We start from the raw sequence: 24561 nt of genomic DNA on the forward strand, positions 1-24561 counted from the left end.
CTTAAGCTTTAGAGTAAATACTTCATATAAATGTAAATTGGCTGTAAAAATAACCACTTAGTTTAGTACCTTTATTAACAACAAAAATAAAGGTAAATATGAACATCAAACTCACCTCGCTACTGCTGGCAAGCTCGCTTGCTGCAGTCAGCCAACTAGCTAATGCATTCTCACAAGAAACACATAAACGTATTGTGATTGATGCTGTGAATTATATGCAGCAAAACCCTAATTCCACAGAATACGCAAAATTAGCGAACTGGGCGTCACAGCTTAATCTAACGGTAACTCAGTTAGCAAATCTGCTAGGGCAAGCAGCTTACGACGTTGATGATTTTGAAGATACATTCTTTTGTGGCGCAATCACAGGCTCTTGCGTACAAGCGCCTATTTGGGGCGCAGCTGAGAGCATTGTAAAATACACTAGCTACTGGCACTTTCAAAACCATACTCAAGGCCCTGACCAACACGGCAATGACTTTGGCGGTTATAACTACCAAAAACTTACGGTATGGGGTGACATTGATAATTTAGCCGCCACTTGGTTAAAAGGCGATTACTTGGACGATGGCCGCGGTGGCGAAACCGGCTGGTTTGGTTCTGACTCAACTAAATACAATAGCTACGGAATCACTGAAGCAAACTACCGTATTGATGGTCACTCACACTACAACATGTATGATGACTTTGAAGAAATGCCGTTCCAACCAATTGATCATTTAGGTCAATACTGGTTTCAAAAGTTTGTCGAAAGCAAAAACCCTCAGATCCTAGGATTTGTATTTCACACCACTGATTTACTACAACCACACCACACTTGGGTAACGTCTGCATTAAATCACTCTGGTTGGGAATCATGGGTAAAAGATTACTACGACAAAGAACAACTAAACGATTTTAGTAAAGTCAGCCAAGCACTTGAATACTACGCAACACTTGATGCAAGCCAGCAAGATATCCGCCCTATTCTTACTCAAGGTGGTGCGCTTTCATATTCACAAGGTGGCATAGTCCTTAACTCGAAAGACCATTATGACCGCGTAAATACCGGGCAAGTCGTGATCCCACATGCCATTGCTATGGTCGTTCATTTACTTAATCATGCCGTGGTACAGCTATAAATGAAGTTCTTAGTATTATTAAGCACGCTTTTAGCGTGCTTTGCACACGCTAATGTGCAATTTAATTACGATGAAATTGCTTTTATGAACCAGTTTTATATCAAGCAAGGCGAGCAATTATCCAAGCAGCAAACACAACAAAGGCTTGAAACCCTGTACTTTCATCTTGCCCTCGCTAAACAAAAAGCACCAACATTATTAAATCGTGTTGCAAGTGTTGGCTTTAGCACTAACTATCATAAAAAACGCTATATGATCAGCTTATTAAGTAATGAAAGCACTAAAGTTTCAGTGCCAAACATTGCTCTTACCAGCACAAAACTAAAACAGCTACTTGGTAACTATCCTCATAATGGCATCGCAACAACGCAAAATTTAGCTAAGTTAACTCAGTCTCTAACTGAAGGCTACACATTGGCAGATGCTTATAATGATGCATCGATGCAAGCACGTTTTAACCTGCACCAAGGGGACGTAAAACAGCTCACTGAACTCGTAAAGGTAGAAGCCCACTACCAAAGCGTAAAGCAACAGCATCAAAACCCAAATATTCGCTGGCAGGTGCTCGAGTCACTCAGTACAAGTCAGGCTATCACACCAGCACTGCTCTCTTACCTCGGTGTAAAAGCCAGTATGCATAATGAAAGCCCTTACCTCGACAATTTGAAAAAGCAGATAACATCGTCAGAAATAGCTCATTACTACAAACAAAATAAACAGCAATTTCGCTACAGCTCAGAAGTAACAGCCGCATCGCTTTCCTTTAGCTCGCAAGAAACTGCACAAAACGCTTATAAAAATAACGAGCTGTCACAACAGCTTAATAGAAAAAAAGCAGTTATAAAACGTCAAGCACTTAACACTAATTTTGTTAATCAAGCCGCATTCAATTTATCCACAAAACAAGGCCCTACACTTTTACGCACACCTAAAAACCAGTGGGTGATCATTCAAGTATTTGATAAAAAATATGATTACTATCCTGAAAACAGTGAAACCGTTGTTTATCAGGCAAAAACCTCCCTTGCAGCAACATTGGCCAAAAATCAGTATGCCAATGCTAAAAATCAATGGCTAAAAGGCGGCCAATTATGAAATTAAATTTACTGTTAGCTAGCATAGTTATAGGCTTAATTATCGCGCTTAGTTGGTTTAGCAATTTGCCAATGAGCCCTGAAGTTTATAGTGCTATGAATACCCCAAAAACCGTACATTCAAGAGAAAAACCCGCAACAAAAATACAATCCATTGAAGCACAAACACCAGTACCAACCGTTAACAGCAGATTAAAAACCACTTTAATCAGCCCTGTAAAAACGCATGTTAAGGTTGATATTCCGCCGATATCACCAACTAAATTAGAGACAACATTTACCGGTGATTTAGATGATCACGACGCTTACTTAGTGTATGAGAATGAACAAGAAATAGCTCTTAAAACAGCCTATATTCAAGCAGCGAAAGAAAAGGTGAAATTACTTAATAGTTGGCTTGCTAGAGGGTTAGAAGCAAAAATTGATCAAACACAAATCGAATTTGCTAAAGAAAAAATAAAAGCACTTGAACAACTAAGTCAAACCTTGGAAGAAGAACTAAAAAAGGCGAGCTAGATGCTCGCCTTTTTCTATATCAATTTTTAAGCCGGTTTTAAATCAACTTTACGTTGATTGTAATAGGCAATTAATTCATCAACTGTTTTTTGACAATACTCGCGTATGCCCGAAACCAGCATATTCTTCTCGCCTTTGCCAATTACTTTGTCGCCATCTTTAAAAACAAAAGGTAGTGTGATTTTTCCACGCTTACCTGAAAGTTCAAATTCAGGCGTCACAAACTCTAACACAGGTTGTTTAACATCAAGGTTAGAAAACTCAATCGACATTGACTCGTACATTACCATTGGGCGCGCAGGGTTAATCATCACCTCTTGTTCACCCATTAATGGAATAATCACATGTGGAAACGCTTTACCTGAAAACTCCACATAGTTTTTAATTAAACTATTGGTCAGCTCTTCACAGGTTGAAGTATCACCTTCACGGTTTACCGATAAGTACACTTTATCATCTTGTGTTAATGCAATATCACTGTCAGCGTCAGGGAAAGTAAGAGATACTTTCTCATCAACCATACCAGCAAAAGTAAAGTGCATTTTTTCACTTACACCGTACTTGTTTAACACCATTGAGAAAAGTAAATCACCTGGCACACAAAAACGCTTTGCATCAATATCGTGAAGCGGGTTGTAATCGTCAGCAATCAGTTTCGCAAATCGGCTTGCCTGATCACGTGTAAACGATACTTTTCCTTCAGATTCTTGATAGAAACCAGATAACATAAAATAACCTCAATTTTAACTTGGCCGCGCATTTTATCAGCGTTTTTCTGAATAATTGGTCATACCTGTTGAAAGGCTAAAATAGCGTTTAAAATCGATACTCCATATTCAAGTAATATTTATCCATTGATAAGAAGGTATGGTGACTATAGCCCGCTTTTAGCCCCCAGTTTTTCGCAAAGTTATATTGCACACCAAGCCCTAAATTGGCACCGTAATTTGTTGAGTGTTCTCGTGTAATCACTTCTCGCTGATGATCTCTCCAATAAGAAAGTTTGGTCGTTACATGAGTAACTGCAAGGCCTGCTAAACCGTAAAATGAAAGTTTGTCATTTACTGAATAAAAGTGATAGATACCATCTAAAGTGAGAATGCTCGCATCGCTATCATGGTAAACATTGTTTTTACAATCCAAAAAGCAAAAATCTAACCAATCCAGCTCAATGCCATAGGTGTAATTGGCGCGTACAGCTAAGTCATTCGTCAGGTAGTAACCCAAACCAATACTTGCATTCACAATATCGGCATCGTCGCCATTTAAATCATATTCATCTAGCAAGTCTTGAAAGTTTTGATCTAGTTCGTCTCTTGCATCCTTACTGTTGTAGTTATAATAGTTAGAAGCAAGACCAAAATTAATAAAATATTGCCCTTGATTCTGATTATTTGCCAAGGTGGAAATAGGAAGTAACAGAGCGAGAAAAAGAACCAAAGAAGAAACCGGTTTCATAACATATCCTTTTGTATTTAAATGAAAAATCAAAACCGGATATATCGTACCTAAAATAAGTAAAACGACTACAAATTAATAGTAATAAAATGTAAAAAGCCAGCATAATGCTGGCTTTTTAAAAATAAGTTACCAAGCAAAAATTATTGCGCTTGATACTCTTTATAAGCTTTTTCTAATTTCTTAGCTTGCTTCTTCGATACACCAATGTGGTTAAGTGCCACGCGTAAACGTGCACGCGACATATCTGAACCAAGAATTTCCATTGCATCAACAACCGATGTAGACGATGTTTTACCGGTAATAGCAACAAAAATCGGCTCTAAGAAGTCTTTAATTTTAAGGTCAAAGTGAGTTGCAACCGCTTTTGCAATGGCAAAAATCTCTGACTTTTCCCAACTACGTAGTGCTTCTAATTCCCAGATGAAAATTTGTAATGCTTCACGCACAATATCTTCTTCTACTTTGCCAGCTGTTAATAATGCAGGGTCATATTGTGGTGTACCCGCAACAAAGTGGCCTGCTAAATCAACTAAGTCAGATAACGTATTAATACGTGTTTTTGCTTGTGGCAATACTTTAGCAAGTAACTCAGGGTTAAATTTCCAGTCAAAGAAACGCGCCATTAACTCTTCGTCAGATAAGTTTTCGCGGATCCATAAACCGTTTAACCAGTTAAGCTTGTCGATATCAAAAATTGGACCACCTAGTGATACACGCTTCATATCAAAGTGTTCAATCATTTCATCAAGCGTGAACTTTTCACGCTCATCTGGCATTGACCAACCCATACGGCCAAGGTAGTTAAGCAATGCTTCTGGTAAAAAGCCCATCTCTTTATAGTAATTAATCGATGTTGGGTTTTTACGCTTAGATAATTTTGACTTATCAGGGTTACGCAGCAGTGGTAAGTGACCTAGTACTGGCGGCTGCCAGCCAAAATCTTCGTAAAGTTTTAATAACTTAGGCGCTGAGTTAATCCACTCTTCACCACGGAAGATATGGCTAATTTCCATATGGTGATCATCTACCACATTGGCTAAGAAATAGGTTGGGAAACCGTCAGCTTTTAAAAGTACCTGCATGTCTACGTTTTCCCACGGGATTTCAATCTCGCCACGTAGGTAATCGTTAAACTTAAAAGAACCTTCAGCAGGAATTTTCATACGAATAACGTAAGGCTTACCCGCTTCAAGGTTTGCTTTAATTTCGTCTTCAGACAAATTTAAACCACGGCCATCATACTTAGGACGAAGACCTTCAGCCATTTGCTCTTCACGCATTTGGTCAAGTTCTTCAGCTGTGGCAAAACAGTAAAACGCTTTACCTTCATCAACTAATTGATGCGCAAACTTTCTGTACAAATCAGAACGCTCAGACTGACGGTAAGGGCCAAACTCGCCACCCACATCAGGACCGTGATCCCAATTAAGGCCTAACCATTTAAGGCTATCCATAATCGCTTGTTCTGATTCACGCGTGCTACGCACTTGGTCTGTATCTTCAATACGCAGTACAAATTCACCACCTTGCTGTTTCGCAAAGCAGTAGTTAAATAGTGCAATATAGGCCGTTCCTAAATGCGGATCACCGGTTGGTGACGGTGCAACACGTGTACGAATTGTCATCAAATGTCTCTTATAAATCGATAGCGATAAAATTGGCGAAAAGATAGCACACCACAGCTATTTTTCGAAGTCATTCCCACACTTTTTTAAGCTAAATTACCACTTCAATACCACCATCACGATGCCGTAGTACTTGATCAACTCGAGCAAGACCAAGTTCAAATGCTTGTCGTGAGCTGGGACCGCCTAAAGTAAATCTAAGTGCATTGCAATTCGCGTTGCCATTACGTGTGAATACATCAACGGTTCGCACAATTACGCGATTTGCTTTTAATTGATTTGCCAATGAGAACATATTGATATGTTCAGGCAGAGGTAAATACACATTCAAGCCCGAAAACACTGCCTGTAAGCCATGTTTTTCAAAAAGTGTTCGCAGTAAGTTGATGCGCACTCTTACTTCTTCTGCGAGCTGTAATTGGTTACGTTTAAATTCATCATCGTGTAATGCAAGTGCTAACAACTCAAAATTCATCATAGATACCGACCAACACTGACTATGAATTTGCTTAAGCACTGCTTGCTGCCACAAAAATGGCGCAATTAAGTAACCAGCACGCAAGCCACCAGCAAAATATTTTGAAAAGCTACCTATATAAAACACTCTGTCATTGGCTGTTTGCCAAAGCGGTAAACGCCAGTTTTCAGGCAAACAGTAGTTCACATCATCTTCAAGAATAAAAAAGTTATAACGCTGGCTAAGCGCAAGCAGCCCATCTAACGTTGCTTGGTCATAGCGAATATTGGTGGGGTTTTGACAGTTTGGCGTAATGTAAATCGCTTTTACGGTATGTGACTTACAGTAGGCCTCAAGGGCGTTTAAATCGATGCCTTCAGGTGTAAGCTCAATCGGTTTTGTATTTAAACCGAGTGAATCGCATGCTTGATAAAAACCCGGATAACACATTTCTTCGTGAAGTACCGTGTCGCCAGGTTGGCACAATGCAGCAAGCACACTATAAATCGCTTGCTGAGCACCTTGGCAAAAAATTAGTTCCTGCTTGCCAATTTGCAAACCTTTATCGTTTAACCAAGCTTTAAAAATACCTTGTAGTTCATCGCTGCCATTGAGTTTGTAGCGCAAAATATCTGTCAGCGCAGAGGCGTTATTTGCTAGCTTGCGCATTTGCTCAGCCAATATATTTTGTTGCCCCATAAGCGGCATCATGCTCGATGAAAAGTCGGTATCGTCTAATTCATCCAAATGTACTGACTGTGCTTTTATAAACGTGCCGGCCCCCAGTTTTGCTGTCGCAATACCGCGCTTAACGAGTAAATCATAGGCGCGCGTAACCGTGCCATGAGTCACACCAAGGTGATCAGCCAAAATTCGCTGCGCTGGCAACTTTTGCTCCGCAGAAATTACCCCAGATTGGGCGACACGCTCAATTAAAACCGCAAGCGCTTGATATTTTGAACTTATTTTACAGAGCTCTTGGTACTCCGCTATATCTGGAAACCAAATTGTATTCATAACAATATTTCAATTGATCCTTTTTAATCAATATGCCATTGCTAACAATATAAATAAACATGAAATTGTATTGATACAATTTAAGGGTCAAAATGGAAACCAACACAGTATTGTCATTACTACCTGCACTTATATTATTCAGCATAAGTGCCACGCTCACTCCTGGACCAAATAATATTCTGCTCGCCTATTCAGGGGCGAATTTTGGATTTCGTAAAACGCTGCCGCATATTGTGGGCATTCGTATCGGCATGACGTGTATGCACTTAGCTATGTTACTTGGCCTTGGCAAGCTGTTTGAGCAGTTTCCAATGCTGCATCAAGTATTAAGTGTGTTTGCCGCCAGCTACATTATTTATTTAGCAATTAAGATTGCTCGCGGTAAGCCAAATAGCAGTAACAGTAGCGCCTCCCCTATGACATTTAGCCAAGCGGCACTGTTTCAACTGGTGAACCCTAAATCATGGGCAATGTTACTCACTCTAGTAACCGCACTTACTTTACCCAATGAACAGTACTGGCCTTCAGCCTTGCTAGGTGTAATCGTGTTTAACTTGGCAACCTTGCCCTGCTCGTTTTTTTGGGTTGGTGTTGGTCGTTATTTAAAGGGCTTTTTACAAAATCCACAAAAGCTTAAACGCTTCAATTTAGTCATGGCGAGTTTGCTGCTACTGACATTGCCACTTATTTTTTATTAAGGAGTAAATAATATGAAGGTGTGCCACACAATTGATGAGCATGATTTTGAGCACATTCATCAGTTTTTATCGCTTCATGCATATTGGTGTTTAAATATTCCAAAGCACACATTAAAAACGGCGTTAAGCAACTCACTATGCTTTGTTGTAAAAAGTGATGAGGATGAACTACTCGCATTTGCACGGGTAGTAAGTGACTATGCTACATTTGCTAATTTACTCGATGTCTTTGTTTTACCAAATAACCGAGGCTTTGGAGTTGGTAAAGCGCTCATGAAAGCCATTGTTGAACATCCTAAGTTACAAGGTTTAAGGCGTTTCACCCTTGCGACTAAAGATGCTCATGGACTTTATCAACAGTTTGGTTTTAAAGCGCCTAAATTTCCTGACACTAATATGGAAATCTATTTACCGAATATGTATTAAATTTAAGGCACAATAATAGTGGGTGCTTCTGGCTCTTCTTTACCTAACATGCGGCGAATAGCGTGTAGCTTTTGTGCATGCTCATTCTCTTTATGATACGCAATATACACATCACGCTTAAACTCAGGTAATGCATCTAATCGATGCAATGAGCCTTGTTCAATAAATGGCTCTACTAATACATCAGGTAAATAGGCTGTGCCGCCACACTGCAACATTAAATCGAGTGCGATACGTGCCGTACTTGTTCGCATCACCGGGGTAACCATGCCTTTTAACTCTTTTGCATGCCACGCGGTAAAATGCGCTCCCCAATCAACACGAATATAACGCGCTACATCACTTGGCTGTGCAATAGTGTCTGGCGTGGTTGAAACTGGAATAAGCGCAAAGGTATAGAGTAGCTCTATTTTTAATTCTTCCGCTTTCGGAGGATCAAAAATAATCGCAATATCTAATGAGCGCTCAAGTAATTGGCGAGTAATTTGTTCACGCGCCAAAATCTCCGCAACCAAACTAACATCAGGCTGCGATGCATAAATTTTAGAAATTGCATCATGAATATAGGTATCCCACGTATTTGGGGTGCCTGCTATCGAAATTTGTGTCACTTGCTCTTGCGTTAATGCAACATCTTGCTTTGCCATACGCAACGTTTGCATCATCACCTCAGCATGAGAAACAAAACGCTCTCCCGCGGCTGTTAATTGAATATTGTTGCGGTTGCGAACAAATAACTCTACACCAAAATACTGCTCTAGCTGACGAATTCTGGAGCTTACTGCGGCTTGGGTTAGATATAAATTTTCGGCTGCTTTGCCAAAGTGACGGCAGTCTTTTACTTCAATAAAGGTCTTAATTAATTCTATATCCAAAACGCTATCTCTTATCGTGACGATAAATTTTTATTGTTGTACTTGTTAAACGCAATTCACGCATACTCCGCCAAAATGGGCAAAGTTGTCAACATGAGAATATCATATGGACTTATTACATGGTTTTGTAAAAACAAGCAATTTCTATGATGACCTGAATTTTCCACAAGGATTTAACCGTAGCGGCCACTTTACAATTCAAGAAGCAGAGTTGTTAACAGCCATTGGTAAGAGATTATTTCAACTAGAACATCAACTTGCAGATCCTCAAAATCATACGGAAGAGAATTTCGTGATTATGTGCCACACTAAACGAGAAGCCGAAACGCGTATCGAAAGTTTGTGGCACAAGTATAAATCGGTGACACAAGGAAGAAGAATTCACACGCTCACTGGCAGTACGCCTGGAAATGTTGGCAACACTCTTAATGAATTAGAAGGTAATTATTAGTGCGTGGTTGGATAATTTACAAACACAATGACATGCTATTGCGACAAGAAGCATATGAAATTAATCGCTTAGTTGAAGTAGCAAAAGAAGAAAACATCGATCTTCAAGTTTTTTCCCCTGATCAGTTTGACCTTACAGTGACTCGTGATGATGAAAAAAGTATTTTGATCGATGGCGAGCGTCAGCAATTACCTGACTTTGTTATGCCGCGCATGGGTGCAGGCACAACGTACTTTACACTTGCGGTTATTCGCCACTTAGAGCGTTTAGGTGTTTACTGTGTAAATAGCTCACATTCAATTGAAACCGTTAAAGATAAACTGTTTGCACAGCAAATCTTAGCTGAGAAAAATTTACCAACACCAGACACTATGCTAGTTAAGTTTCCAGTAAACGTGGCGCTAGTTGAAAAACAAATTGGTTTTCCTGTTGTTGTTAAAACACTTTCTGGTTCACAAGGCAGCGGTGTATTTTTATCAAAATCACCAGGTGAATTTGATGACTTAATGCAGCTTATTGAAGCAACAAGTCCAAAAGCGAATATCATTTTACAACAGTTTGTTAAAGCCAGCCACGGACGTGATTTACGCGTATTTACTATTGGTGGTCGCGCAATTGCCTGTATGGAACGTAATTCAAACGGTGAAAACTTCAAAGCAAATGTAAGTTTAGGCGGTACAGGTAAGCTTTACCCAATTACACCTGAGATTGAATGGCTTGCAACACAAACAGCGAACGTGCTTGGTTTAGATGTAGCGGGTATTGATTTATTATTCGATCAAGAACACTTTAAAATTTGCGAAGCAAACTCATCACCAGGTTTTGAAGGGCTAGAAAGCGCAGTTGATATTGACGTACCGCGCGAAATCTTCCACTTTATTCGCATTCGCTTAGGTATTTTTGAAAAAACCTCAGCAAAAAAAACATCTAAAGTATCTGCTGCTAAATCGTCAGAATAAAGCAACGACTAACTTTCAGCTTAATAATAAAACGCAGCTACGGCTGCGTTTTTTGTTTGTTCGATAAATAGTTTTGAAATTGCTTAGGCAGCTTACACTTGCGACTACTTTTACTATTGCTATTACAATCAACAGCTGCCACTTTAAGTAACTTGCTCTGTGCAATAGGTACTACATATTTTTCACAGTGAGTGCCCTTTTTAACATAGCCATCTATGCACTGCCAACCACCTTTTGCATCATCAATAGCAAACTCTGGTAACCCATTACTGACACATTTGCCGTAGCGCCAATCTTTACCTATCGGGCAGACGCAACCTCCACCAACTAACGACGTGTCCATATCTGTACCGCATTGGTTCGCCAATAAACTAAGTGGAAAACATAACAGCAAAAACAGCAACTTCATTTATCTATCCATGAAAAACAACTATTAATTAAATTGTATATTACATGCAAAATGTCAAAAAACAAAAAACGCAGCCGAAGCTGCGTTTATATCAATTTGATTTTTAGCAATTTAAGCAGCTTTTTTTGCTACTTCATTTTCTAAAAAGGCAATAATATCGTTAGACTCATAAAGCCATGTTACTTTGTCGTCTTGCTCAATACGCAAACACGGCACTTTAACCTTACCGCCCTCTGCTGCAAGCGTTTCACGGTGAATACCTTCGGCTTTTGCATCACGTAACTCAATATTTAAGCTGTTGCGCTTCATTGCACGGCGTACTTTTACGCAAAACGGGCACGCTTTAAATTGATACAAGCTTAGGTTTTGGGTTTTTGCGTCAATTTCAGCCTGTAACTGTGCATCGCGCTTAACACCACGTGGTGTTGTAATAAAATCAAAAAATAAAATAATGCGGCCTAATAACCAACGAACAAACTTCATACAACCTCCAATCAATTTGGCGGCATTCTACTGTAAATATTGGAACGAATAAAGATTAGCCCTAAGCTAGTTTTGCTTATTTAGAGCCAACGGCGGACGTTTGTTTTGTACTGTGTAAACTGCTCACCAAAGCACTCGGTTAACGCGGCTTCCTCTGGTTTAATTTGAAAGCGCTCAATAAACAACATAAATGCCACAACACCTAACAAACTTAACCAACTGCCAAGTAAAATAGCAAAGCCTAAAATCGCTAAAGCCATGCCCAAATACATGGGGTTTCGCGTGTATTGAAAAATACCGCTAGTAACTAAGCTTGAGGCGGTTTCAGGTTTAAGTGGGTTTACCGTGGTACTGGCTTTACGAAATGAAATAACACCAGCAAGGGCAATCGCTACCCCAAGCAAAACGGCAAGTGCAAACAGTTTAAAATTAAGTGTGCGAATAATCTCAAATGTGAATTCAGCATCTGACACTAAATACATGCCCAGCATACAAGATAATCCCACCACAGGGGGTGGGATTTTATTATTCAGCTTATTGGCGAATGAGGTAATCACCCTCACCTACCCATTTATATGTGGTTAATGCCTCTAAGCCCATAGGCCCGCGGGCATGCAGCTTTTGTGTTGATACGGCAACTTCAGCACCTAAGCCAAACTGCGAACCATCAGTAAAGCGGGTACTCGCGTTAACATATACCGCCGCAGAATTTACCGCTGCAACAAACTTATTCGTGTTGCTTAAACTCTCAGACAAAATACCATCTGAGTGACCTGATGAATGCTCACGAATATGCATTATCGCCTGATTAATATCATCAACGACTTTTATGCCAAGTGTTAGGCTTAGCCATTCTTTGCTGTATTCACCATCAGCAATTAGGCTAACGCGTTCACTTAGCGCTGCCGCTCTTTCACAGCCTTTAAGTGTCACTTGCTCTAAACGCTTTGCTAATAGTGGCACTAACTGCTTTGCAATTGATTCATCCATAAGCACAGTATCAAGTGCATTGCACACACTTGGGCGCTGTACCTTAGCGTTTTCAATAACATCCAACGCTTTTTGCAAATCAGCTGAAGCATCAACGTATAAATGACAAATACCAATACCGCCAGTGATCACCGGAATTGTGCTGTTTTCCACGCATACTTTTTGCAGCGTATCGCCACCGCGCGGAATAATCATATCGATGTACTTATCTTGCTTTAAAAGCTCAAGAACTAAGGCGCGATCTGGGTTGGTAATTAATTGCACTGCGTCTTTATTAATGCCCGCATCAATAAGTGCTTTACCAATTAATTCAACTAAGTAAGTGTTGGTATTAAGTGTTTCTTTACCGCCGCGCAAAATGCTGGCGTTACCGGTTTTTAAACACAAACAGGCAATGTCTAAAGTAACATTGGGGCGCGCCTCATAAATAACGCCTACCACACCTAATGGCACAATTTGTTTTTTTAAGCGCAGGCCATTTTCAAGCGCTCTACCATCATATTCACCGCCAACAGGGTCATCCATTGCTATTAAGCTTTGAATATCATTGGCAATGCCTAGAATGCGTTCTTTGTTTAATAACAAACGATCAAGTAAGGCCTCGGTTAAGCCATTTTCTTTACCAGCATCAATATCTCGCTGGTTCACTTGTTCGATTTGTTCGGCATTTTCTAAAATGATGGAACGAATATTTTCTAATGCTGTATTTTTCTGTGCTGTTGTCGCCACAGCGAGATCAAAACTTGCTAACTTTGCCTGCTGTGCTAATTGCGTAATCACGTTAATCCTCCAATAAGTACCAAATCATCGCGATGAATCACCACCGCCCCATAGTCGTAACCGAGCAATTGATTGATTTGCTCGGAATGTTGCCCTTTTATTTGGGCCAAATCGCTTGATGAATATCGACAAATGCCACGTGCTATTTGCTCTCCATTTTGGTCGCATAATTTCACCATGGCACCGCGTTCAAATTCACCAAGCACATCACTCAAGCCTTTTGCTAATAAACTTGAGCCCGAGTGTTTCATTGCGCGAACAGCGCCTTCATCTAATATCAGCTCACCGCTTGCTGGCGGCCCTGCCATCAACCACTGTTTGCGGCTTTCTTTCACTGATGCCGTAGCTAAAAAACGTGTGCCAACATCTTCACCAAGTGCCGCATCCACAATTACGTTGTCTTTATGGCCTGCAGCAATAATCACCTCAACGCCAGCTCGGCATGCAATGTCAGCTGCTTGCAGTTTAGTTGCCATGCCGCCGGTGCCTAAATGCGTGCCCGAGCCACCTGCCAATGCTTTTAAATTAGCGTCTATTTTATCGACCAAGTTAATCAACTTGGCATCTGGGTTAGCGCGCGGATCGGCGGTAAATAATCCCGGCTGATCCGTCAGTAACAACAATTTATCGGCCTTAGCGAGAATGGCAGCCAAAGCCGATAAATTATCATTATCCCCAACTTTAATTTCTTGTGTTGCCACCGCATCATTTTCATTAATGATCGGCACAATATCGTGCTTAATAAGTGCTTTTAGCGTATCGCGTGCATTTAAATAGCGCTCGCGGTCATCTAAGTCTGCACGTGTTAACAGCATTTGCCCCACATGCATGCCATACAAGTTAAACAAGGTTTGCCATGTATGAATTAAATGACTTTGGCCAACGGCAGCAAGCATTTGTTTGTTATTCACATTGCTTAAATCACAGCTTAAATGTAAATGCTCTTTACCCGCAGCAACTGCACCGCTCGATACCAAAATAACTTTGTACCCTTTCTTTTTTAATTGGGCACACTGGCGCACTAATTCAACCATATGCGCTTTATCTAAAGTAAAACTGCCACCGGTTAATACACTCGTACCCAGCTTTACAACAATTGTTTTTTTCCCGTCACTCATTCCCAACACCTAACACCTCAGGCAACAACCTTTGTTATATCAAAGCTGAGAAAATCAACAAGGGTAAAATGGTCTCACACAAAAAAATATCATGCAAACCACCAAATAAACCAAATATAAATAAAAAAATCTAATCTATGTCAGCATAAAATTTGGCATTTATGTGTTCTGCTATTCTTTGGTCGAGACTTGTCGCTTGATACTTATTGCACCAATAAAAGTCTGTTAAAATCCATTGCCCCTTTTATTTGAGTATTCGTTATGCCCGCTAGTTTATGTTTGCTTATCGCCACCTTTTTGTGGGGAAGCTCGTTTATTTCCTTAAAGTTCGCCATTGATTTATACCACCCTGCGGTAGTGATTTTTCTTCGCATGCTCACCACATTCACTTTATGCTTAATGCTTTGGCGCTATGTGAAAAAATTTGATTACCAACAAGGTGATTGGAAGTACCTACTCGGCATGTCACTTGCCGAACCTTGTTTGTACTTTTTATTTGAAGGCTACGCCCTTGAATATACCTCTGCGAGCCAAGCAGGTGTGATTGTCAGTTGCTTCCCACTTATCGTAGCGATTTTGGCGTTCTTTATGCTGAAAGAGTATTTATCTAAATCCATCATCACCGGATTTGTGTTTTGTATTGTTGGGGGTATTGCGCTTACCCTTGTATCGCCCGATACCAGCGCCGCACCCAACCCAATTTTAGGTAACTTTTTAGAGTTTCTAGCCATGGTATGCGCCGCTATATATGCGGTGTGCGTAAAACATTTAGCTCATCGTTACTCACCACTAAGTTTAATTGCTTTGCAAGGCATTAGCGGCACCTTATTCTTTGCACCCTTTTTGTTTTTTGTTGAATTACCAAGTGAAATGTCGCTCGAAGGCATTGCTGCCATTATCTATTTAGGCTCGTTTGTAACCTTGGGTGGCTACGGTATGTATAACTATGCCATTTCAAAAGTATCGGTATTAACCGCAGCCGCGTTTTCAAACCTTATTCCCGTATTCACCTTGTTACTTGCGTCATTACTACTTCATGAATTTTTAACGTGGCAACAGTGGCTCGCCATTGGCTGTGTATTTATTGGCGTAGTGATTGCCCAGCGCCATAAGCCAAAACCACACCAGGATATGGAGCCGCAAATGGATACCATGCCGGTAGAGGTTGGGGGTGAAAGGTAGTTTTTATTTATAGCAGTTACTTATACTTTTGAGTGGCTGCTAAATTGTGCCTCCATGCGTTTCGAAAAAGCCCATCCTTGGGCTTTATGTTACTTTTCTTTGCTTCGCCAAAGATAAAGTAACCAAAAGAAAGGCGACCGCACTATCAAACTTAATCCTCAAATCAAATTTGAATTTTATGATAAACGCCATGAAGCAACGTCCATGTTGTACATGGCTTGCTCGACCGCTTCGCTCCCTGTCTCGCATTATTCATTTAAGCCACTTTTTCAGGTTTGATTAATGGGGTGACGAAAGACCAAAGCAACGCTTCGCAGTTTGAGGAAGTGAGGTCATGGATGACCGATGGAACCAAGCTTCATGGATGAATTTTAAAGCGTAACGGTTTGGTCAAAATCGGCTTTTACACAGCCTGGGGACTACGAGGAAATAAGCTATGAATTTAATTATGTATCCGGCAGCAATGAACCCTCGACGGTCACTATAAAATTATTTTTCAGCACTGATTTTATGGCCAGTTGCTAAGTGTTTCTCCTATGTTCAAGAAAACGACCCATTTGGTCGTTTTTATCCTTTTTATAACTTCTAAAATGATTAAAAGTTTATCTGTAGCAACAAGTTAGTTAGTATGATAGAACTGGTACAATGATAAAAATAACCCGTGGCTCGGTAGAAAAACATCCCATTGGGTCGATATTAAATTGTTAGCTGCTAGGAAAGCAAATGTCTAAATATGTTCTAGAGGATTTATGTTGGAGCTTCATCGGTGAGCCGTTTGAGCTGATAGATGAATTTGAAGCTGAGTTGAAAGAATACCAATTAGATATAATTGGTGAAGACTTTGATGAGCAAATACTCAATGAGCTAGTTATTATTGAGCCCTCCATAAGAGTCAAATATTGGTGTTATGACGGTGATGAACAGATTGAGCCGACTGTGACCATTAATGCGATAAATTCGCATGCATTTACAGCCACAGATTTAATGTTTCAGTTGCACAATGCTGTTGTATGCAAACTAGATGAGATTGATCATCACTTTTTCCAAGGGTTAGTTTTAGAAAAAGAGCAAGATGAAAATTTACCTACATTATACACGCTGCAGCAAGGCAGCTAACAAGTCAAATCAGGCATGGACGCGCTTACAGCGCGCCCCTGTTTGAGACGTTCAATGTCATAGGAGTAGCCACATTGGAAGGTAATACCTATCCTGTAAGATGGAAAAAACAAGGTGAAAAATTTCTAGTCTATCTTGATAACGATAAAACTGTGAAAGGTTTGGATATAGACTTTGAAACTGCATGTGAAGAACTATGTTTCGAAATTTGTGATAGATATGCTGACGGTGAAGCAGCACTAAACTTTTTACGTGAACCGCCGGAACCCTCAGGAGTATCCAAATTCGCGAATCCAGCATTGGTGACTTTAAGTTGGAATGAAGCTGCAGAAGGAGAAAAGTGGCAGGAAGGGCTTTTCGAAGGTGGTTATTGCGGAGCATGCAGGGGTGGCATAGGTAAACGCACATCTATAAGCTTAACTGTTAGCACATTTCCAATAGGAGACATTGGGGGTTTTAATCAAATTATGTATAACCCCCTGTTGTTATCTGAAGACTTTTTGACCCTTTTTACGGAATCTGAAAGAGATTCTTTTGAACTCATAGAAGTCGTATCCACTAAAAAAAGAAAGAAGAGATTTTTTGAAGTAAATGGCGAGGCTGTTTTAAAACAGGTGGGTGTTAAAGAAGGTAAATATTACTCGCTTGCTAGCTGGGAATGTCAATCGTGTGGTTATAAATCATTTTCCTGCACTCATCCAGATATGCCGGACAATTACAAGTACTCGGACTTTATCTCCAAATCTGATTTACCAAGCGATCTAAGTAATGCATTTGTCATAGAAGATAATATCGGCCGAAAAATGATATGTATGTCCCTAAATAAATGGAAGAAGATTAATAATCACAAGAATGCAAAAGGGGTTTCTGCAGATAGAATATACGTCTTAACAGAAGATCAAGTGGATAGAAATCCATCCGTAAGAATTGAGACCAATGCAAACTAAAACATTGAAGAAAAAATTAGAGTCAAATATTGCAGCATTGAGCACGACACTCTTTAAACCTAAGCACAGTTTACAAGATTCACTCCTTCACCCCTTAATCAAACCTGAAAATACAATTTAAATGAATAATGCGAGACAGGGAGCGAAGCGGTCGATCAAGCCATGCACAACAGGGACGTTGCTTCATGGCGTTTATGTTCATATTTAAATTGTGTTTGAAGAATCAGTTTGATTTTGGGGCGTCGGGGGAATCCAAAGGGGGGCCGGCATTAGCCCCCTTTTGGCTGCCGTCGCCAGCGCGACAAATATGCGTTCTAATTTGCATTACAGCTAATAATTAGCTTCCCAGTCAGAGCTCTGAGATCCTGAAACAAGTTCAGTAGGACAGTATTTTGCACCTTGGCTTTCCGCTGTATTTGTGTCGCATGCCGCAAAATCTAAATCACTGGCTCTGCCACAACCACAACCCTTCCCTCTGGCACTAAATCCAAACTGTTGCGACGCTCGCAAGTAATCAGTACTAAATACCCATCTAACCCTAATAGCCAGTTTGAATCTCGGTAATCTACATGTATTTTATTCACTACTTTAAAATGTTGCTGCGCCTTACCTTGTGCTTGATAGCTAATTTTCTCGTCGAGCTTTAACTCTCTAACAAAGCTAAAATGAGTGTCGTTATGTGCGGCGACTAAAATGTTATTGCTTGGGTGATGCCAAATACCGGGGCCAAATGCGAGGTTACGGTTACTTGCCTCATTAAGCACAATTTGCGAAATATCTCTGCTTTTAACTTTGAGTTCACCAACCGGATAGCCGTCGGCGTAGTACCATGCTTTTTGCTGGCGATTGGCATCCGTTTTATTTTCTAGCCATGCCTGCCACAGTAAAAACTGAGCAAGTTGCGCTTTGCCATACACATAACTTGATTTAAACACTAAAACTAAACCTAATATCGCAATACAAAACGCCAAAAGGCGTAATAATTTACGCCTACTCTTCATTTTTCTGCGTCCTCTTTTTGCCCCCAAAGAGCTAATAAAAAACCGCCAACTAGCAATAAAATGCCAAGCCAAAGCAAGCGGTCGTTATTACCTGATGTTTGAGGCATCGCACTTCCTTGCGGCAGCATATTTGGCGCTTCGAACGATTTATTGGCAACATCACCAAAGTATCTTTCTACCGCGATAAAAGCTGTATATGGCGTTAATAACCCATGGCGAATGCCAAGCTTGGTTATTTCCGCTTTATCTTGTACTAAATCTAGCGTGTTAATGTGTTCTTTAGCGAAAGCGCGGGCGATGCCTTTTGCAGCAATCGCATTTTCAAGCGAAACCCGTTTTAAAAACTTTCCATTAACACCATCCCCTGCAATTTGCACCGCTTGAGCCGGTTGTGCTAATTTAAAATACGCCACCAGCGGCGATGAAAAATAAAGATCTGCAGTTGGTAAGCTATCAACAAGTGGTAAGCCCATATCATTTAATACGCGAATATTCTGAAGTGCTGGATTGCTAAGCTTGTCACTTAACAAAGCCACTTCATCAGCGATGCTTTCAAGGTTATTAATAAACAAGGTTTCACCTTTGCCGTGCTTGGCTAATAAGCGCATTAAATGGCTATTGGGTGCACTGCCAATACCCACGGTAAATAGCTTGCTATCGGCGCGGCGATTTTTTACTAAGCCCTTAACAGATTCAGCGTCGGCAACTGCGCCATCGGTTAATAACACCACTTGGCGTACGCGTGTTTCATCAAATTGACCATCAAAGCTAGCTGCTAATGCGCTATTTATTTCGGTACCACCGTCAGCTTCAAGCCCTGCAATAAAGCGTTTTGCCGCTTGCAATTGCGAGTAGGTTGCTGCAACTGCTTCTGGTTTAAACAGTTCAACTTGATGATCAAATGCCACAATATTAAAAAGATCATCTGTGCCGAGTTTTCCTAACGCTAAAATCAGCGCCTGTTTTGCTTGCTCCATTGATATACCTGCCATCGAACCCGAGGTATCAATCACGAACACCAATTCGCGGGGTAAACTGTGCGACACAAAGTCCGATTTAGGCGGCATCATCATCACTTGGTAAAAAAGTTCGCCATCAATATTTTCATGGAACACTTGCGTGGTAATTTGCTCATTTAGAAGCGGCACAAATTTAATATCAAAGTCGCGATTTGCCACTAAGCTTTGTGGTGCAGGAATCAGTTGATACTGTGTATTTCCGGTTTGCACTACCGACAACATATGACTTGGGCTGGAAATGCTATCGAGTTCAAAGCCTAAGTTCACATCAAAATTGATAGTAATCTTGTTGTTTGCATTGAAACTGGTTAACACAGTGTTTGGCAAAAAATCGAGAGTTGGCGCCTCCTCAGCCATTAATGTATTAGGTTGAAAACTGCTTTGCGAACGCGTTTTAAAATGGCTATTCGGGTCATTTTCATCAAGGTCAAGATTATTAAAATAGCGCGGCGCAACCACTGTCGGTAATCGCAAGCTAAACACTTCATCTTGATAGGTTAAAGGAAATTGAAAGCTCAGCTTAACAGCGACTTCCTGCCCCGGTTCAATATTGGCCACCTTTGTTTTAAATACATTGGCGCTTTGGTTTTTAACTAATGCGGCTTTATGGCCTTGTTGCTGGGCTTTTTTATAAATCACCTCAGCCTGCTGTTTTTCTTTAATTTCACCAATAATTTTGCGGTTATCAAGCATCATTTCCATGGCAAATACCGCGCTATTTTCAGGCAGTGGAAACTGGTAACTGCCATTTAGCGTTTCTAATGCTGGATTTTGATAGACCTGTTTTAATTCAACAAACGCCAGCATGCCTTTTACTTGAATATCAAGGTGGGTCGATTTAAGCACACTTTGCTCAACTTCTTGCCCTGCCTGATTAGTTAAAATAAGCCCTTGCGCCGACACTTTCGCGCTAAACAATATGGCCGAGGCAAGCCAAGCAACAAAAAGAATGGCAAGGTTGATGAAAAGGCGCAGATGCGCGCCTTTTCGTTTACCTTGTTGTTCTTTTTCACCTCCTTTTGTGTGTTTTGGTAACATTACTAGCCCCTCTCTAGTATTGGTTGTTAGCGGTTTGAGATTGTTCTTGCATGCGTGCATGCACGGTTACGCGGCGGTCAAACACGTTGCTTTCAAAGCTGTCTTCTGCATTTTGTTTGGCAATACTTTGGCTTTCACCAAAGCCATGTGTGCTTAAGCGGTTATGGTCAACACCTTGTTTAATTAGAAATGCGGCTACATTGTCGGCACGTTTAGTTGAGAGTGCTAAGTTGTTTTCATCGTCACCGCGTTGGTCAGCAAAGCCGTTTAGGTCGAGATAAATTTCAGGTTGCTGTTTCATCACTTCAGCAAGCTCAATCAATTGCTCGGCAAAGTGTGGTTCAATGTCAGCCGAGCCTGAGCGGAACTGCACCGACATTGCGAGTAAGTTGTCGATACGCTGCTGTGCAATGCGTTCAAGCTGAGATTCTAGCTGCTGCTTAGACGCAACTAACTCTTGGTAATCTGATGTTTTATGTTGCAGTGCAACGATGGTTTGTTGCTGCTTTGAAATTTCAGCTTGCTGCTCTTTAATATCAACTTTATCCCCTTCTATCTTGCCGATAAAAATCCCCACAATACCACCAGCAACTGCGCCAACCGGACCACCGATAATTGCCCCCATGGTTGCGCCAGCGCCAAAGCCAATTAATGGCTCTTTTTCAAATTCTTTTTCTGTTGCCATTGCTGGGTTGCTAAGTGCTAATGCGATTACTGAAACTAAAAGTGCTTTTTTCATAATATTCTCCAAGAATGAGTTTTAATTTTTTTACTGCGTTTATGTGTTGATGCTGCTGCTCCGTTTGCGTTGGAGTAATTAAAACAAGCTGTTCTGGCAATTTTTGGGGTGAAAAAAGGCAATGCGATGAGCAATTGTGGCAAAAAAATGGCAATTGGCCTCAGTCCCTATTTTTTGCGCAATTTTTCGGTATAGTGGCGGCTATTGAGTAGGTAATTATCAGTAATCCATGAAAAAAATCGCCATCATTGAAGATCAAGACGCTATTCGCGAAAACTATATTGATATGCTGCAAGGCCAAGGTTATTCAGTTAAAGGCTATGCTGATCGCATCAGCGCACAAGATGAGTTATTAGCTAACCTGCCAGATTTAGCAATTATTGATATTGGCCTAGGTGATGAAATAGATGGTGGTTTTATGTTGTGCCAAGCATTACGTGCAAAAAGCCAAACTTTACCGATTATTTTCTTAACTGCGCGCGATAACGAAATCGATACTGTATCAGGGTTACGCATGGGCGCAGATGACTACTTAACAAAAGATATTAGCCTTGCTCATTTAGCTGCGCGTATTTCAGCGATTTTCCGCCGCCAATTGGCACTTAATGCGCCACAACAGCAAGAGCAATTAATAGAACGTGGTGATTTAGTGATTGATCCTGAGCGCATGCAAGTCACTTGGCAGGGCGTTACCATTGATTTAACCGTGACTGAGTATTGGTTAGTACATGCGTTGGCTATTCGCCCAGGCCATGTAAAACAGCGCAATGATTTAATGAGTGAAGCAAAAATTTACGTTGATGACAGCACCATCACCTCACATATTAAGCGTATTCGTAAAAAGTTTTTGAAAGTTGATGAGGCATTTAACCATATTGATACTGTTTATGGCATGGGTTATCGCTGGGAGGCAAAATAAACCATGAGAATTGGTCTGCGTACTAAAGTTGTTGTTCTTTCTAGCTTTTTGCTATTACTGCCTTGGCTTGGCCATCAATATGTGGCCGAAATGGAAAACTTTTTACGCTTAGGACAAGAAAAAAACTTAGTTGCCACCAGCCGCGCTTTAGCAACCGCACTGCACGACAGACCAAAACTATTCGACAGCCAAGCAAGCTTTTTAGACTCAGTTGAAAAAGGTCGCGATCTCTACGCTTACAATATTGTGGGACCCATTCAGCTCGATGGTAAATTACAGGAATGGCAGCCCTATTTACCGCTCGTTTGGCATTATGGCGACGCCTATTTAACGCAAGATAAGAATGCCCATAGCGATGCCGATATATCGTTTAAACATATGGTTGGTAAGTATAATAACTACTTGTATGCACAATTCAGTGTGACCGATGACGATGTGGTACTTCGCGGTAAAAACACCATCAGCTTAGAGCGCAATGATCATTTAAAAATCGCCTTTACCAATGCTGCTGGGGTCGTGAAAACTTATTTAATATCAACCACGCAACCTGGTTGGGTAAATGCGTTCGACGCTGAAACAAAAATGCCCTTTACGCAAATTCAAGGTTATTTTCGTTTAACTGAACAAGGCTACAATATTGAACTGCGCTTGCCGTTAACGCTTCTTGGTAACAAATTAGGTTTTGCTATTTTAGATAAAGACCAAGGGGAAGACGATTTAACCGAAATCGCCACCTCTAACCTCAGTGAATTACAAAGCTTAGGCTCAATTTTAGTACCCTCTCCAGAGATTGAAGAAATTATTAAAGGAATGGCACGCGCTGGCAGCCGTGTGTTTGTTGTTGACCAGCACCGCCGCGTATTAGCCGATGCTGGCAACATTAAAAACGCCGATGGCGGTTGGGGTGATGCCATTAAAAAGCGCAAGCAATCGCGCTGGGAGCAATTTGAAGAAGAATACTTGCACCCAATTTACTACAAGATTCTTACTCGCCCTGCTACAGAGTTTACCGATATAACCCGTGATGTAGCTGCACTTGATGGCAGCCATATAAATGCTGCTCTTGAGGGGCATGCTAAATCAACATGGCGCTTAACCCCTGATCAAAAAGCAGTGATCCTCTCTGCTGCCTATCCTATTTGGATTGACGACCAAGTAATGGGCGCCGTAATTGCTGAAGAAACCACAAATGGCATTCGCGAAATCAGAAACAAAGCGTTTGAAAAGCTGTTTAATGTAATTTTAGCGATTATGCTGATTGGCACGTTGAGCTTATTTTTATTTGCATCTATTATCTCAACGCGTATCAGGCGCTTACGTGATGCAGCAGAAAAAGCCATTGATGCACAAGGGCGTGTTACCGGTAAGATTGAAAAACAATTTTCCAGTGATGAAATTGGCGACCTGTCACGCAGCTTTGCCAATATTGTTAATCGCCTTGGTGGCTACACTCATTATTTAGAAAATATGAGCTCGCGTTTATCACACGAGCTGCGCACCCCTGTTGCTGTAGTGCGCTCATCCCTTGAAAGCTTAGAATTACAAAACACCGATGAACCAAGCCAAAAATACATCGCACGGGCAAAAGAAGGGGTAGCGCGATTAAATAAAATTCTGACTACCATGAGCGAGGCAACACGCCTTGAGCATGCCATTGAAAATAGCCAAAAAGAGCAATTTGACTTAAGCGAAGTAATAAATGGGTGTTTGCAAGGCTACGCCCTTGCCTACCCAGATAAACAGTTTAAGTTAGCCTTAAGTGAAGAAGCATTTAAATTAAATGGTGTGCCTGAGTTTATCGCTCAGCTACTTGATAAGCTTATCAGCAATGCAGTTGATTTTGCTGAACCTGAAACAGCAATTGAAGTGAACTACACAATCCAAAATAACAAAGCGCAATTTAGTATTTTTAACGCAGGTCCTGCACTTCCTAGCGATATGGCAAACCATATTTTTGATTCAATGGTATCGGTACGTGAATCAAGCAAACAAAAAGAGCCGCATTTAGGACTTGGTTTGTACATGGCACGTTTAATTTGTGATTTTCACGGTGCAAGCATAACAGCCAACAACAAAGATGGCGGCGTTGAGTTTTTGGTAAGCTTTAAACTATAAATTTT

25 protein-coding genes are annotated in these 24561 nt (G+C 40.8%); 12 read left to right on the top strand and 13 right to left on the bottom strand.

Annotated features, from left to right (window positions below; translation table 11 throughout):
• Positions 1 to 98: 98 nt before the first annotated feature.
• From AAEU29_RS07040 to AAEU29_RS07050, 3 genes are read left to right on the top strand one after another with little or no spacing between them, the layout of a single operon-like run.
• Positions 99 to 1121 carry a phospholipase C/P1 nuclease family protein gene (locus tag AAEU29_RS07040; RefSeq protein ID WP_421972656.1) on the top strand — a complete coding sequence of 341 codons (1023 nt, stop codon included), beginning with the start codon at positions 99 to 101 and terminating at the stop codon, positions 1119 to 1121.
• Positions 1122 to 2216: a hypothetical protein gene (locus AAEU29_RS07045; protein ID WP_421972657.1), complete on the top strand. Its 1095-nt coding sequence runs from the start codon at positions 1122 to 1124 to the stop codon at positions 2214 to 2216.
• Entirely contained in the window at positions 2213 to 2731 is a 519-nt protein-coding gene (locus tag AAEU29_RS07050) for a hypothetical protein (RefSeq protein ID WP_421972658.1), read from the top strand. Before AAEU29_RS07045 ends, AAEU29_RS07050 begins: the two co-directional genes overlap by 4 nt.
• Positions 2732 to 2757: 26 nt before the next feature.
• On the opposite strand, the gene AAEU29_RS07055 is transcribed toward AAEU29_RS07050, so the two are convergent.
• From AAEU29_RS07055 to AAEU29_RS07070, 4 genes are all read right to left on the bottom strand, one after another.
• Entirely contained in the window at positions 2758 to 3459 is a 702-nt protein-coding gene (locus AAEU29_RS07055) for a DUF3581 family protein (protein ID WP_421972659.1), read from the bottom strand.
• 88 nt (positions 3460 to 3547) lie between these two features.
• Positions 3548 to 4189: an outer membrane protein gene (locus tag AAEU29_RS07060; protein WP_421972660.1), complete on the bottom strand. Its 642-nt coding sequence runs from the start codon at positions 4187 to 4189 to the stop codon at positions 3548 to 3550.
• A 143-nt stretch (positions 4190 to 4332) separates the two neighbouring features.
• Positions 4333 to 5817: a glutamate--tRNA ligase gene (gltX, locus tag AAEU29_RS07065; RefSeq protein ID WP_421972661.1), complete on the bottom strand. Its 1485-nt coding sequence runs from the start codon at positions 5815 to 5817 to the stop codon at positions 4333 to 4335.
• 91 nt (positions 5818 to 5908) lie between these two features.
• Positions 5909 to 7291 (bottom strand): aminotransferase-like domain-containing protein, encoded by a 1383-nt coding sequence (locus tag AAEU29_RS07070; RefSeq protein ID WP_421972662.1) that lies wholly within the window; start codon positions 7289 to 7291, stop codon positions 5909 to 5911.
• A gap of 92 nt (positions 7292 to 7383) precedes the next feature.
• Here AAEU29_RS07070 and AAEU29_RS07075 point away from each other — a divergent pair, with 92 nt between their 5' ends.
• Both AAEU29_RS07075 and AAEU29_RS07080 read left to right on the top strand, forming a co-directional pair.
• Positions 7384 to 7989, top strand: a complete 606-nt coding sequence (locus AAEU29_RS07075; protein WP_421972663.1) for a LysE family translocator — start codon at positions 7384 to 7386, stop codon at positions 7987 to 7989.
• Positions 7990 to 8001: 12 nt separating this feature from the next.
• Complete coding sequence (locus AAEU29_RS07080) at positions 8002 to 8415, top strand: GNAT family N-acetyltransferase (RefSeq protein ID WP_421972664.1); 414 nt, start codon at positions 8002 to 8004, stop codon at positions 8413 to 8415.
• Positions 8416 to 8417: 2 nt separating this feature from the next.
• Here the strand turns inward: AAEU29_RS07080 and AAEU29_RS07085 are convergent, their stop codons facing one another.
• On the bottom strand, positions 8418 to 9290 hold the full coding sequence (locus AAEU29_RS07085; RefSeq protein WP_421972665.1) for a LysR family transcriptional regulator: 873 nt from the start codon (positions 9288 to 9290) through the stop codon (positions 8418 to 8420).
• 106 nt (positions 9291 to 9396) lie between these two features.
• Here AAEU29_RS07085 and maoP point away from each other — a divergent pair, with 106 nt between their 5' ends.
• Together maoP and AAEU29_RS07095 are read left to right on the top strand one after the other, a co-directional pair.
• On the top strand, positions 9397 to 9741 hold the full coding sequence (gene maoP, locus AAEU29_RS07090) for a DUF413 domain-containing protein (protein WP_421972666.1): 345 nt from the start codon (positions 9397 to 9399) through the stop codon (positions 9739 to 9741).
• Positions 9741 to 10700: an ATP-grasp domain-containing protein gene (locus AAEU29_RS07095; protein WP_421972667.1), complete on the top strand. Its 960-nt coding sequence runs from the start codon at positions 9741 to 9743 to the stop codon at positions 10698 to 10700. Before maoP ends, AAEU29_RS07095 begins: the two co-directional genes overlap by 1 nt.
• Before the next feature lie 37 nt (positions 10701 to 10737).
• Here AAEU29_RS07095 and AAEU29_RS07100 read toward each other — a convergent pair whose 3' ends face one another.
• The 5 genes from AAEU29_RS07100 to proB form a co-directional block, all read right to left on the bottom strand.
• Positions 10738 to 11109, bottom strand: a complete 372-nt coding sequence (locus AAEU29_RS07100) for a hypothetical protein (protein ID WP_421972668.1) — start codon at positions 11107 to 11109, stop codon at positions 10738 to 10740.
• Between the two features lie 111 nt (positions 11110 to 11220).
• Positions 11221 to 11592, bottom strand: a complete 372-nt coding sequence (locus tag AAEU29_RS07105) for a glutaredoxin family protein (protein ID WP_010560969.1) — start codon at positions 11590 to 11592, stop codon at positions 11221 to 11223.
• A gap of 80 nt (positions 11593 to 11672) precedes the next feature.
• Positions 11673 to 12083: a methyltransferase family protein gene (locus tag AAEU29_RS07110; protein WP_421972669.1), complete on the bottom strand. Its 411-nt coding sequence runs from the start codon at positions 12081 to 12083 to the stop codon at positions 11673 to 11675.
• 43 nt (positions 12084 to 12126) lie between these two features.
• The gene (locus tag AAEU29_RS07115; protein WP_421972670.1) at positions 12127 to 13362 is read right to left on the bottom strand and encodes a glutamate-5-semialdehyde dehydrogenase; all 1236 of its coding nucleotides are present in this window, start codon (positions 13360 to 13362) and stop codon (positions 12127 to 12129) included.
• The gene (proB, locus tag AAEU29_RS07120) at positions 13359 to 14480 is read right to left on the bottom strand and encodes a glutamate 5-kinase (RefSeq protein WP_421972671.1); all 1122 of its coding nucleotides are present in this window, start codon (positions 14478 to 14480) and stop codon (positions 13359 to 13361) included. The genes AAEU29_RS07115 and proB overlap by 4 nt, the downstream gene beginning before the upstream one ends.
• Before the next feature lie 261 nt (positions 14481 to 14741).
• On the opposite strand from proB, the gene AAEU29_RS07125 reads away from it, so the two are divergent.
• The 3 genes from AAEU29_RS07125 to AAEU29_RS07135 all read left to right on the top strand — a co-directional run bounded on the left by AAEU29_RS07125 (position 14742) and on the right by AAEU29_RS07135 (position 17725).
• Positions 14742 to 15662: a DMT family transporter gene (locus tag AAEU29_RS07125; protein WP_421972672.1), complete on the top strand. Its 921-nt coding sequence runs from the start codon at positions 14742 to 14744 to the stop codon at positions 15660 to 15662.
• Between the two features lie 723 nt (positions 15663 to 16385).
• Entirely contained in the window at positions 16386 to 16778 is a 393-nt protein-coding gene (locus AAEU29_RS07130) for a hypothetical protein (RefSeq protein WP_421972673.1), read from the top strand.
• 74 nt (positions 16779 to 16852) lie between these two features.
• Positions 16853 to 17725, top strand: coding sequence for a hypothetical protein (locus AAEU29_RS07135; protein ID WP_421972674.1), 873 nt, complete (start codon positions 16853 to 16855; stop codon positions 17723 to 17725).
• 437 nt (positions 17726 to 18162) lie between these two features.
• On the opposite strand, the gene AAEU29_RS07140 is transcribed toward AAEU29_RS07135, so the two are convergent.
• Genes AAEU29_RS07140 through pdsO form a run of 3 tightly spaced genes read right to left on the bottom strand, consistent with a single transcriptional unit; the run spans position 18163 to position 21522 of the window.
• On the bottom strand, positions 18163 to 18726 hold the full coding sequence (locus tag AAEU29_RS07140; RefSeq protein WP_421972675.1) for a sortase domain-containing protein: 564 nt from the start codon (positions 18724 to 18726) through the stop codon (positions 18163 to 18165).
• Positions 18723 to 20783 carry a VIT domain-containing protein gene (locus AAEU29_RS07145; RefSeq protein WP_421972676.1) on the bottom strand — a complete coding sequence of 687 codons (2061 nt, stop codon included), beginning with the start codon at positions 20781 to 20783 and terminating at the stop codon, positions 18723 to 18725. The genes AAEU29_RS07140 and AAEU29_RS07145 overlap by 4 nt, the downstream gene beginning before the upstream one ends.
• 13 nt (positions 20784 to 20796) lie before the next feature.
• On the bottom strand, positions 20797 to 21522 hold the full coding sequence (gene pdsO, locus AAEU29_RS07150; protein WP_421972677.1) for a sortase-associated OmpA-like protein PdsO: 726 nt from the start codon (positions 21520 to 21522) through the stop codon (positions 20797 to 20799).
• A gap of 229 nt (positions 21523 to 21751) precedes the next feature.
• On the opposite strand from pdsO, the gene pdsR reads away from it, so the two are divergent.
• The gene (gene pdsR, locus AAEU29_RS07155) at positions 21752 to 22441 is read left to right on the top strand and encodes a proteobacterial dedicated sortase system response regulator (protein ID WP_421972678.1); all 690 of its coding nucleotides are present in this window, start codon (positions 21752 to 21754) and stop codon (positions 22439 to 22441) included.
• A gap of 3 nt (positions 22442 to 22444) precedes the next feature.
• Complete coding sequence (gene pdsS, locus AAEU29_RS07160) at positions 22445 to 24556, top strand: proteobacterial dedicated sortase system histidine kinase (RefSeq protein ID WP_421972679.1); 2112 nt, start codon at positions 22445 to 22447, stop codon at positions 24554 to 24556.
• The last annotated feature ends 5 nt before the right edge of the window (positions 24557 to 24561 follow it).

This window comes from Pseudoalteromonas aquimarina (assembly GCF_049257255.1).
In the GTDB taxonomy this organism is placed as follows: Bacteria; Pseudomonadota; Gammaproteobacteria; order Enterobacterales; family Alteromonadaceae; genus Pseudoalteromonas.

Coding starts and splice junctions, on each gene's coding strand:
- AAEU29_RS07040 (WP_421972656.1), top strand. CDS start 99: ATGAACATCAAACTCACCTCGCTACTGCTGGCAAGCTCGCTTGCTGCA.
- AAEU29_RS07045 (WP_421972657.1), top strand. CDS start 1,122: ATGAAGTTCTTAGTATTATTAAGCACGCTTTTAGCGTGCTTTGCACAC.
- AAEU29_RS07050 (WP_421972658.1), top strand. CDS start 2,213: ATGAAATTAAATTTACTGTTAGCTAGCATAGTTATAGGCTTAATTATC.
- AAEU29_RS07055 (WP_421972659.1), bottom strand. CDS start 3,459: ATGTTATCTGGTTTCTATCAAGAATCTGAAGGAAAAGTATCGTTTACA.
- AAEU29_RS07060 (WP_421972660.1), bottom strand. CDS start 4,189: ATGAAACCGGTTTCTTCTTTGGTTCTTTTTCTCGCTCTGTTACTTCCT.
- gltX (WP_421972661.1), bottom strand. CDS start 5,817: ATGACAATTCGTACACGTGTTGCACCGTCACCAACCGGTGATCCGCAT.
- AAEU29_RS07070 (WP_421972662.1), bottom strand. CDS start 7,291: ATGAATACAATTTGGTTTCCAGATATAGCGGAGTACCAAGAGCTCTGT.
- AAEU29_RS07075 (WP_421972663.1), top strand. CDS start 7,384: ATGGAAACCAACACAGTATTGTCATTACTACCTGCACTTATATTATTC.
- AAEU29_RS07080 (WP_421972664.1), top strand. CDS start 8,002: ATGAAGGTGTGCCACACAATTGATGAGCATGATTTTGAGCACATTCAT.
- maoP (WP_421972666.1), top strand. CDS start 9,397: ATGGACTTATTACATGGTTTTGTAAAAACAAGCAATTTCTATGATGAC.
- AAEU29_RS07100 (WP_421972668.1), bottom strand. CDS start 11,109: ATGAAGTTGCTGTTTTTGCTGTTATGTTTTCCACTTAGTTTATTGGCG.
- AAEU29_RS07105 (WP_010560969.1), bottom strand. CDS start 11,592: ATGAAGTTTGTTCGTTGGTTATTAGGCCGCATTATTTTATTTTTTGAT.
- AAEU29_RS07110 (WP_421972669.1), bottom strand. CDS start 12,083: ATGCTGGGCATGTATTTAGTGTCAGATGCTGAATTCACATTTGAGATT.
- proB (WP_421972671.1), bottom strand. CDS start 14,480: ATGAGTGACGGGAAAAAAACAATTGTTGTAAAGCTGGGTACGAGTGTA.
- AAEU29_RS07125 (WP_421972672.1), top strand. CDS start 14,742: ATGCCCGCTAGTTTATGTTTGCTTATCGCCACCTTTTTGTGGGGAAGC.
- AAEU29_RS07130 (WP_421972673.1), top strand. CDS start 16,386: ATGTCTAAATATGTTCTAGAGGATTTATGTTGGAGCTTCATCGGTGAG.
- AAEU29_RS07140 (WP_421972675.1), bottom strand. CDS start 18,726: ATGAAGAGTAGGCGTAAATTATTACGCCTTTTGGCGTTTTGTATTGCG.
- AAEU29_RS07145 (WP_421972676.1), bottom strand. CDS start 20,783: ATGTTACCAAAACACACAAAAGGAGGTGAAAAAGAACAACAAGGTAAA.
- pdsO (WP_421972677.1), bottom strand. CDS start 21,522: ATGAAAAAAGCACTTTTAGTTTCAGTAATCGCATTAGCACTTAGCAAC.
- pdsR (WP_421972678.1), top strand. CDS start 21,752: ATGAAAAAAATCGCCATCATTGAAGATCAAGACGCTATTCGCGAAAAC.
- pdsS (WP_421972679.1), top strand. CDS start 22,445: ATGAGAATTGGTCTGCGTACTAAAGTTGTTGTTCTTTCTAGCTTTTTG.